Annotated in this window: 12 protein-coding genes and 2 riboswitches; of the genes, 6 read left to right on the top strand and 6 right to left on the bottom strand. The window is 36.0% G+C overall.

Going from position 1 to position 8,761, the window contains the following annotated elements:
- Positions 1 to 131 precede the first annotated feature (131 nt).
- Positions 132 to 222: riboswitch (cyclic di-GMP riboswitch) on the top strand.
- 305 nt (positions 223 to 527) lie between these two features.
- Entirely contained in the window at positions 528 to 893 is a 366-nt protein-coding gene (locus tag ABD814_RS05070) for a hypothetical protein (RefSeq protein WP_344911003.1), read from the bottom strand.
- Between the two features lie 221 nt (positions 894 to 1,114).
- On the opposite strand from ABD814_RS05070, the gene ABD814_RS05065 reads away from it, so the two are divergent.
- From ABD814_RS05065 to ABD814_RS05055, 3 genes are all read left to right on the top strand, one after another.
- Positions 1,115 to 1,624 (top strand): DNA topology modulation protein, encoded by a 510-nt coding sequence (locus tag ABD814_RS05065; RefSeq protein WP_344911001.1) that lies wholly within the window; start codon positions 1,115 to 1,117, stop codon positions 1,622 to 1,624.
- Between the two features lie 4 nt (positions 1,625 to 1,628).
- Positions 1,629 to 2,504 carry a spermine/spermidine synthase domain-containing protein gene (locus tag ABD814_RS05060; protein ID WP_344910999.1) on the top strand — a complete coding sequence of 292 codons (876 nt, stop codon included), beginning with the start codon at positions 1,629 to 1,631 and terminating at the stop codon, positions 2,502 to 2,504.
- 81 nt (positions 2,505 to 2,585) lie between these two features.
- Positions 2,586 to 2,798 (top strand): P-loop NTPase family protein, encoded by a 213-nt coding sequence (locus tag ABD814_RS05055; protein ID WP_344910997.1) that lies wholly within the window; start codon positions 2,586 to 2,588, stop codon positions 2,796 to 2,798.
- Positions 2,799 to 3,110: 312 nt separating this feature from the next.
- On the opposite strand, the gene ABD814_RS05050 is transcribed toward ABD814_RS05055, so the two are convergent.
- The 4 genes from ABD814_RS05050 to ABD814_RS05035 form a co-directional block, all read right to left on the bottom strand.
- Positions 3,111 to 3,722 carry a flavin reductase family protein gene (locus ABD814_RS05050; RefSeq protein WP_344910995.1) on the bottom strand — a complete coding sequence of 204 codons (612 nt, stop codon included), beginning with the start codon at positions 3,720 to 3,722 and terminating at the stop codon, positions 3,111 to 3,113.
- An 11-nt stretch (positions 3,723 to 3,733) separates the two neighbouring features.
- On the bottom strand, positions 3,734 to 4,672 hold the full coding sequence (locus tag ABD814_RS05045; RefSeq protein ID WP_344910993.1) for a ring-cleaving dioxygenase: 939 nt from the start codon (positions 4,670 to 4,672) through the stop codon (positions 3,734 to 3,736).
- A 286-nt stretch (positions 4,673 to 4,958) separates the two neighbouring features.
- Positions 4,959 to 5,945, bottom strand: coding sequence for a diaminopimelate dehydrogenase (locus tag ABD814_RS05040; protein ID WP_344910991.1), 987 nt, complete (start codon positions 5,943 to 5,945; stop codon positions 4,959 to 4,961).
- Between the two features lie 165 nt (positions 5,946 to 6,110).
- Positions 6,111 to 6,779 carry a hypothetical protein gene (locus ABD814_RS05035; RefSeq protein WP_344910989.1) on the bottom strand — a complete coding sequence of 223 codons (669 nt, stop codon included), beginning with the start codon at positions 6,777 to 6,779 and terminating at the stop codon, positions 6,111 to 6,113.
- 151 nt (positions 6,780 to 6,930) lie between these two features.
- A riboswitch (SAM riboswitch) is annotated at positions 6,931 to 7,036 on the top strand.
- A 163-nt stretch (positions 7,037 to 7,199) separates the two neighbouring features.
- Between ABD814_RS05035 and ABD814_RS05030 the strand changes: the two genes are divergently transcribed.
- A complete protein-coding gene (locus tag ABD814_RS05030; RefSeq protein WP_344910987.1) occupies positions 7,200 to 7,643 on the top strand; it encodes an OsmC family protein in 444 nt (147 codons plus the stop codon).
- Between the two features lie 99 nt (positions 7,644 to 7,742).
- On the opposite strand, the gene ABD814_RS05025 is transcribed toward ABD814_RS05030, so the two are convergent.
- The gene (locus ABD814_RS05025; RefSeq protein ID WP_344910985.1) at positions 7,743 to 8,051 is read right to left on the bottom strand and encodes a DUF6944 family repetitive protein; all 309 of its coding nucleotides are present in this window, start codon (positions 8,049 to 8,051) and stop codon (positions 7,743 to 7,745) included.
- Positions 8,052 to 8,354: 303 nt separating this feature from the next.
- Between ABD814_RS05025 and ABD814_RS05020 the strand changes: the two genes are divergently transcribed.
- On the top strand, positions 8,355 to 8,576 hold the full coding sequence (locus tag ABD814_RS05020) for a YbaN family protein (protein ID WP_344910983.1): 222 nt from the start codon (positions 8,355 to 8,357) through the stop codon (positions 8,574 to 8,576).
- Positions 8,468 to 8,755 carry a YbaN family protein gene (locus ABD814_RS05015; protein WP_344911005.1) on the top strand — a complete coding sequence of 96 codons (288 nt, stop codon included), beginning with the start codon at positions 8,468 to 8,470 and terminating at the stop codon, positions 8,753 to 8,755. Before ABD814_RS05020 ends, ABD814_RS05015 begins: the two co-directional genes overlap by 109 nt.
- Positions 8,756 to 8,761: the final 6 nt, after the last annotated feature.

The raw sequence follows: 8,761 nt of genomic DNA, 5'->3' as shown, positions 1-8,761 counted from the left end.
ACCAGATGGTAAAATTTAACTCACAGTTTGAGCAAGTAATATGCATTTAAATAAATTTACTCTTCATAGCTAAACTTTTGTCGAAACTATTGACACTAGGTCTTTTATACCGGATTATTAGTTAAGTAGGCGATATGAAAAGGCAAACTTAGTGAAAGCTAAGGACGCAAAACTAGGGTCTAAGGCGATTGATCGATTCGCTATGGCAGCCGAGTTACCAAAGCACCTCTGATCTCATTTATTAGGGGATACGGGTATGATAGAGTTTTTCAAAAAAATAATTAAATGCCGTTTGCAGGGGAGGCATAAAATTAGCGTCTATAGTGGTCACTGTGTCAGGTGCCAGTATAATAGGAATGATGCTTACGATGTTGCTCAAGTACCTTAACTAGAAATTTATGTGGTTAGAATAGTTGTCTTTACTAGGTCAGTTCAGATCTAGTAAAGACATTTTGTTGTGGAGAACTTGAAGGATAATTGTTGCAGTATAAAAGAAAATAACCTTAGACCAGTGATTCTAAGGCATTTTAACTTGATGAAGTAGCAAGTTCGAGGAATCTTTTTTCATGCTGTGTCACTTTTTTTAATAAGAAGTTTGTGGTTTCTTGTGTTTCGATTAATTCAACACGCATGCTGTCATTTTTTATCTCTTGGCGACCGAGTCGGGTATTGATATTTGCAAAACCTTGATCGATTTTTTCGTCCATTGCATCAAAACGCTTGTCCATCTCATCAAGTCTGAGTTCTACCGCATCAAGTCTAGATTCGATTGCATCAAGTCTTTGATTGATTTGATTGAATCTATTATCTATCGTTTTAAATTGTTGCTCAACTTTTTGTTCGAAAATATTTAATGTGTCTAGAATTTGATTGAGTACTGTCGATTCTTCCATAAATATCACCTCCTGACGATCTTAGTATAAATGATCTTTAGTGATTTGGGAAGTTCGTTAAGCGCATATTAAAATATCTATTTTTAGAAAACGAATGTGACAATTCATTGATTATGATCAAAAAACAAAGGTAATTCTATCTTTGAGGGTTAAAAACCTTTGAAAAATAATTTTTTCTAGTAGTATAATAGAGAGTCTAGAAACACTTTAGTGGGGGTCTTATGAGGAAAATTGCGATCATTGGTTCTGGTGGTGCTGGAAAATCAACTTTGGCTCGACAATTAAGTGAAAAGCTAGCTATTGACGTCTATCATTTAGATGCATTATTCTGGCAACCAAATTGGGTTTTAGTATCGAGAGAAACACAACGAGAGATACAAAGTCGTTTGGTGAAGCAGGATAGTTGGATTATCGATGGAAATTATGGGAGTACCTTTGATCTCCGTTTAACAGCTGCTGATACAATTATTTTTTTAGATATTCATCGAGTGATTTGTCTTTATCGGGCGTTTAAAAGAGTAATCCACTATCGAAATCAGACGAGACCAGATATGGGAGAAGGTTGTGAAGAAAGATTTGACTTTAAATTTTTCAAATGGATTTGGGACTTTCCCCAAAAAAGAAGACCAGCATTAATTAAAATGTTAGAAGAGCTTTCGGTTGAGAAGAACGTTATCATATTGTCTTCGTTAAAGGAAGTTAGAAAATTTAAGAAACAGAATGAGGGATGAGAGCGTGGAAGATGATCAAGCAATAAAGCGAGATAACCATCAAGTCTTTGCTTACATGAGTAACTACTTAAATCAAGCACCAGATTTTATTAAAAAAGCAGATATTGATGCGTTAGTGGAGGTAGGTGTGTCAGAGGAATATGCGTTTAGAACAATTTTGGCATCGGCATTTGGTTTGGATATTGTCGATGATCGTGCAGATAAACGATTATTCCATCATTATTTTAATCAGATGATTCATCGGCTTGAGGTGAATGATTATCAGAATAATCCCTATTATCAAAAGATCAAAATACCATCGCTGAAAATTGGTCAAAGTGAGTTGAAATATGAAAAATATCAGGCATACGAGGGTTTTGTTTTCAATGATATTGTTCAACAAGCGAATGGACGACAAATTCCTCAAGTTGGTTTCTTCTCAACAGAGTTTGAATTTCCAGCCATTTTAGAGAACGATCGGATTTGGATGACGATTACACCAAATGAAATTGAAACGATGAAAGAGCCAGTGGACCGTGCATTTGGAAAGGTACTCACATTTGGATTAGGACTTGGTTATTATCCGTTTATGGTTTCTGAAAAGGACAATGTTGAACGGGTTACGATTGTTGAAAGTAATCAAGATGTGATTGATTTGTTCAAAACTTATATTTTACCGCAATTTACACATCGAGAGAAAATTAATATCATTAAAGCAGATGTATTTGAATATGCTGAAACGCAATTAGCTAAGCAAAACTATGATTATATTTTTACCGATTTGTGGCACGATGTATCTGACGGGATCGATCTCTATTTGAAAATGAAGCAATACGAGAAGCATAGTCCAGAGTCAATTTTTTCTTACTGGATTGAAAAATCAATTTTATGTTACTTGTAGAACTGCTGAGGATAAAAAGGATCAATCCAGTCATTTAAGTGGTGGTGAACAGACAAGATTAAAGCTGGCGAAGCGATCAGGTTGTGGTTATGTCAGCTTTTTCTTGGTAGGTATAACATCCCCTTATTAGATGAACCGACTAACTTTTTAGATCTAAAAGCGATTGAGGCTTTGGAACGTGTGATGATTTCATATCAGGGGACAATTCTTTTTGTCACGCATGATCAAAGATTGATTGAGCGCGTCGCTGATCGGAGATATGAAATTAACAATAAACGCTTGATTGAGGATTGACTTGGGCTATGCTCGATATCTCAACATTATGTTCGTACGAGGATGAATCATAGAAATAACCAAAAAAGAGATTGGACATAACAAAATAAGGTTAATCAAAACCGAACATTAAAATGTAAGAGTAACATCAGCGTAGTCAAAATACTGAGACACCTGCGGGAAAAGCGTTAGCTGAAGCCACGCCCGCGGGAAGCGAAGGATTTTGACGTAGCGGTGGGATATTTTATTTCACATGTAAATAACCCGAATCGATTTTGAATCGTTCGGGTTATGTTAAAATTACGATACTTTTTGTCCCAGCCTCTTTTGCTTTTAATCAGGTCGAACAATTTCAAAGATTTCACCGATTTTGGCGTAGTTGTTACCTGCCAATCGGCTTACTGTTGCTAATTGGTCGGGATCAATCCGTTGATCCTCTTGGTAAATGGTTTCATCAATATGATAGTGAACGATTTTACCAATTAACAGATCGACACCAACATTACCGGCTTCACCAAGCTCAACAGCTTTTTCTAAGACACATTCAAAGCGTACTTTTGCTTCCTTGACTCCAGGAACAGAAATCTTTTCGCTTGGTACGGTTGTTAACTTTGCTCGGATCAATTCACTTTCCGTCGGTGCAAGATTGGCAGCTGTTTCATTAATTTGTTCAACATTTGCTTGATCAACAATATGAACAACAAATTCTTTATTTTTGATTATATTTCTAGCAGTATCTTTCATTTGTCCGGCTTTACGTTGGACAGCAATCGAAATCATTGGTGGATTAGATGAAACGACATTAAAATAGCTAAATGGTGCGCCGTTAATGATCTCATCAGTACCAGTGCTTGTGACAAATGCGATTGGTCTTGGAATGATTGTGCCAATTAAAAATTTATAGTTTTGTCGTTCAGAAATTTGGTTTGGATCAAAAGATAACAAAGTCATGCCTCCTAGTCTAATACTCTCACTTCAATTGGTACAAGTGGTCCAGTCAATTCTTCGCGTCTATTTTCATATTGAGCAGGTAGTTTTATTGCTTCTCCCATCGTCTCATATGATTCATCATGGGCGAATCCTGGTGGATCTGTTGCAATTTCATAAAGAATTTCGCCAGGTTCTCTGAAGTAGATCGCGTTAAAGTAGTTTCGATCCTTTACCTCTGTTACGTGATGCCCTTTTTTATCAACTTCATTTTGCCAATCTCTTAAGTCAATGTCGTCATTGGCACGCCAGGCAATGTGATGAACAGTTCCAACACCCATGCGTCCTCTTGCCATATTTGTTTGTCTAATATCGATGATATTTCCTAGATCACTACTTGATTTAAAACGAATCAAGTTACCTTCTTCAGCAACCTTTTCAAGTCCCATCGTGTCAACTAGTGTTGCATTTGTTTGTTCAAAATCAGTTGAATAAAGAACCGCACCACCAAAGCCTTTAATTGCGACTTCTGGTGTAATATCGCCAAACGTTCGATCGTTTAACTTTCCAGCCGCACGCTCAACAAGTTCTAATTGGAGCCCGTGTGGATCTTTAAATTGTAAAAAAGTTTCGCCAAATCGGGTTGTGATTCTTGTTGGAATATTGAATTTTTCCAATCGTTTTTGCCAAAAATCAAACGTCCCTTCAGGAATTGCATATGTTGTAAACCCAACCTGTCCGCCACCAATTTCGCCTTGATAGGCGCCGATCCAAGGGAAGAAAGTGATAATTGTTCCAGGTTCACCGCCTTGATTGCCGAAATATAAATGGTACGTTCCTGGGTCATCGAAGTTGACCGTTTTTTTGACCAATCTTAATCCTAAAATACCTGCATAAAAATCTGTATTCTCCTGTGGATGGCCAACAATTGCAGTAATATGGTGGATCCCAGCTGTTTTTTTACTCATTTTCCACACTCCGATTAAAATTTTTTATTAAGCATATCTGAATCAAGCTATAAATACATCGACCGGCTAACAATAATCTTGCTTTACACTTTCCATAATCATGATAACGATTTACTTTGATTCGTCGATGGAGTTAATTTAGTAAGTTCAATAATTATTATCTAGATAAATTACTTTATTATTTATAATATTATCTCGAATTCAAGATAATTATATAACAAAATATTTCTGCTGTCAAACAAAAAAGAGGCACTTCAAAAATAATTGAAGTGCCTCAGCATTTATTTTATAAAAAATTACGTCTTAAATCATGAGAAGAGCGTGGTGAAAGATAGCTTGGTGCGACATCAAAGACCGTTTTTGCCCCATATTGTTGATCTTGATTTAAGCGGTAAGCTGCCCGCGCATAGGCAACTAGAACACTTGCTGTAAATTCTGGATTGCTATCAAGTTTTAACGAAAACTCATAAATTTGTTTATTGTTTGCCCCTGTTTGGCCACCGCGAATCACAAAGCCACCGTGGGGTGCTTTCGAGTGATCGCGGGCAAGTTCTTCTTCAGTAATAAAATGGACTTCAGTGTTGTAATCTGCAAAGTAGTTAGGCATCATTTTAATGTCATGTTCAATTGTTGCTTGATCTGCGCCTTCCTCCGCAACAACGTAGCAAATTCGGTTGTGCTTTTCAGCTGTTTCTAGCGACGGATTGCTTCCACTTCTCACTTTTTCAATCGCATCTTCAGATGGAATCGTATATTGAACACCGTTTTTAACACCGTTAACTCGACGAACAGCATCAGAGTGGCCTTGACTTAAGCCTTTACCCCAAAAAGTATAATTTTCTCCATTCGGTAAAATCGCATCAGCGATCACTCGGTTTGTCGAAAATAATCCTGGATCCCAGCCAACTGAAATAATTGCCGTTGTTTTACTTTTACGAGCAACTTGATCAACTGCTTGATAAAATTCCGGAATTTCACCATGGTTATCATAACTATCAACTGTGTTAAAGAGTTGAGCAAATTTTGGTGTTTGTTCTGGTAAATCAGTTGCTGAGCCACCACAGAGTAGCATCACATCGATTTGATCCTGATAATCAGCAGCATCATCAACATGTAATGCTTTCACATTTGGCTGATTAATTTGTAAATCTTCTGGATTTCGCCGTGTAAATACGGCAACTAACTCAAGATCATCTGTCGCATTGATCGCTTCAACGGCCCCTTTGCCAAGATTACCAAAGCCAACAATGCCGATTTTTATTTTATTTTTCATTAGAGTGCCCCTTTTCTAGAAAAAAATTGTCTAACCGTGTTCTTCCTTGTCATTATTATAAAGCAACCAAAACAGATATGTAAAATGGATCGCATAAATCTAGTTTAAAGTTAGTGATATTAACAAAAATCCCCCTATCAAAGGGGGAAATTTAGTAACTAATTTTTAGGTGAAGGGTGAAGCTGTTCTTCTAAGTTGAAATTTTTTTGTCAATAATAAACTAACAATAAAAAGTAATTCAAATAGATTCATGATCGGTACATTTTTCAACCAAATTGTTAAAATGCTTCCGAAAATCATAATCGCTGTTCCAACAAAAAGCCAATAAAACTTTTGATGTTTCCACAACAAGATTCCAACCCAACCGACAATAGCTGTTGTGATTAGTACCATAAATGGTATCTTTTGTTCAACGATATTTTCATAGAGTAGGACATCTCGTTCCCAGTTTACTTCGAGTTTAAGTTGTCTAATTGATTGATACCATTGATAGATGATCAATCCAAGTGTGAGTAGAAAAATTGTGACCTTTGAGATTTCGCTATTTGCCCATTTTAAACGTAAGTTCTTACTAATTTGCCAAACAAAAATAATTAGTAATGGTGTAAATAAAGTATGAAGCCAAAAACGAAGATAAGATAAATTTTCTAATAATTGACCTTCACCAATAAAACGACCAACACTAAGAACTAAGTTGTCATAAATTAATCCGAAAATCACGAACAATAAAACAATTGAAGAGTCAACTTGTTTTTGTTTACGGAACAGGCGAATGCCCCATATGAATAGTACGATGTAACTGATTGTCAGTAAACTATAAATGGTTCTATTCATCTAATCACGCCCTTTTTTGTTAGCATGTCCAGATGAAATGAACCCAATACATTAGTTTAAAGTTAATTTATTTGAAAATTTAAAAAATTACTTGACTTTAGCAATGTGCCTTAACTATAATTAAGCCTATTAACTTAATATGAATAACAACTTCTTATCTAGAGAGGGGGAGGGACTGACCCGATGAGCTCTCGGCAACCGCATGAGTATGTAAGGTGCCAATTTCAGAAGAATCCAATCGATTCTAAATATGGGAAGGTGAACAAAGGTAGACTTACACTCACTTTTTGAAACCCTTCTCCAATCGGAAAAGGGTTTTTTGTTATTCAATCATCATTCGTGGATAAAAAATTCATCTTCAGGCAAATTAACCGAAGGAGAGTTTTTAAATAAAAAAATCATTCAAAGGGAGCGATCAAGATGGCAGTAACGACAATTAAGGCTAAAACATTTTTGAAGGAACAAGTTGAGGTGTTGGCTGAAGCACGTCAACACAAGGTGATAATAGATGAACCGGAAAATTTAGGTGGAACAGATAAAGGCATGAATCCAGTTGAATTACTCTTGTCTGCATTAGGTGGCTGTCAGGCGATAGTCGCAAGAACTTATGCTGAGAAATTTGACGTTGAGTTAAAAAACTTTTGGGTTGAATTAGAGGGAGACATTGATCTTGATGGCTTCTTCGGGAAGTCAGATGTTCGCCCAGGTTTTCAAACGATTCGATCAACGTTTCATATTGAATCAGATTCTGATCAAGAAAAACTCGAAGCATATAAGCGACATATCGAAGCGCATTGTCCTGTTGGAGATACAATTGCTAATGCAGTTGACTTAGTTACAGCAAAAGTTGTTGTTGAGAAGTAAGTAGATTTTTCAATGATCATTAATGAAGTAACTGAAAAACACGATTCTTAAATAGAGTCGTGTTTTTGATTGCTATAATAAAGTTTGAAATGAAAATATTTAACTGATATCGCCATCTATGTTCTCTTTTAAGTAATCAATCAGCATCTCTTTGCCGCCAACAAATTGTAAAGCAGAACCAAGCGCTTGTAGTGCATCACCTTGAATGCCCTGTATTTGTGCATCGATTTGTTGTTTTTCTTCGTTTGTTAAGCTTTGTGTCGTTTGTCCGATTGCTTCAAGTGCTTGACCGACTGTCATGACCCATTGTCCAACTAAATTTTTCAATTCTCCACTTGAATCTGGTTGGAGCTTTTCTAATTGTGATAAATAGATAGCTTCTGCAAATTGACAATAAATTGAACCCATAGTGAGACTGCAATTTTTTGGTTAAGTTCCTGAATTTGATCATCCTTTTTTTTGCTCATCATCAAGTTCTGTTTGGTTATGCTCCATTTATGTCACCTCAAGTAATCCAACTTATATTATCGTTGTATTGTATTCTTGGTTTTCCTTTTTCGTTTCAAATTAAGTTATATTCTGAAAAAATAGGCGTAAACTGAGTTGAATGGGTGTTTTAGAGGATGCGACAAGAAAAAATAATAAGCTTTGTCATTTGAACAGATTAAAATTCTCTGCTATGCTTATTTGAATGAAAAGAGAGGGAAGGTGATGGAAATTAGACGGCTAAGGAGTATTTTCTTTATTATTCCCGGTTTTATCTCGTTTGGAATTGGGATAGCTGCTCTAGTCTTACCAGTTCTTCCGGGCTTGCCCTTTTTTTTATCTCATCTTACTGTTTTGCGAAAAGTTCTAAACGGGTTGAAGATTGGTTTAAAAGGACAAAAGCATATGAAAGATTCGTTGTTGCCTTTCGTGAAAAAAAAGGGCTAACTTTAAAGGAAAAGATTCGGATTAACTTGATTGCAGATGCATGTATTATCTATTCCTTTTTTATCGTCGATTTACTGTGGGTAAGAGTGATGATGGTTGGACTTGCTTTATATAAGCACTATTACTTTTTTATTAAAATGAAAACGATTCGACTACCAAAAAAAACTGAACACATTTAATAACCC

The sequence above is a fragment of the Amphibacillus indicireducens genome, assembly GCF_039539605.1.
GTDB lineage: Bacteria > Bacillota > Bacilli > Bacillales > Amphibacillaceae > Amphibacillus > Amphibacillus indicireducens.
Note: the sequence above shows the minus strand (reverse complement) of the source record. Positions and strands in the feature narration are given on the sequence as shown.

Coding starts and splice junctions, on each gene's coding strand:
- ABD814_RS05070 (WP_344911003.1), bottom strand. CDS start 893: ATGGAAGAATCGACAGTACTCAATCAAATTCTAGACACATTAAATATT.
- ABD814_RS05065 (WP_344911001.1), top strand. CDS start 1,115: ATGAGGAAAATTGCGATCATTGGTTCTGGTGGTGCTGGAAAATCAACT.
- ABD814_RS05045 (WP_344910993.1), bottom strand. CDS start 4,672: ATGAGTAAAAAAACAGCTGGGATCCACCATATTACTGCAATTGTTGGC.
- ABD814_RS05040 (WP_344910991.1), bottom strand. CDS start 5,945: ATGAAAAATAAAATAAAAATCGGCATTGTTGGCTTTGGTAATCTTGGC.
- ABD814_RS05035 (WP_344910989.1), bottom strand. CDS start 6,779: ATGAATAGAACCATTTATAGTTTACTGACAATCAGTTACATCGTACTA.
- ABD814_RS05030 (WP_344910987.1), top strand. CDS start 7,200: ATGGCAGTAACGACAATTAAGGCTAAAACATTTTTGAAGGAACAAGTT.
- ABD814_RS05025 (WP_344910985.1), bottom strand. CDS start 8,051: ATGGGTTCAATTTATTGTCAATTTGCAGAAGCTATCTATTTATCACAA.
- ABD814_RS05020 (WP_344910983.1), top strand. CDS start 8,355: ATGGAAATTAGACGGCTAAGGAGTATTTTCTTTATTATTCCCGGTTTT.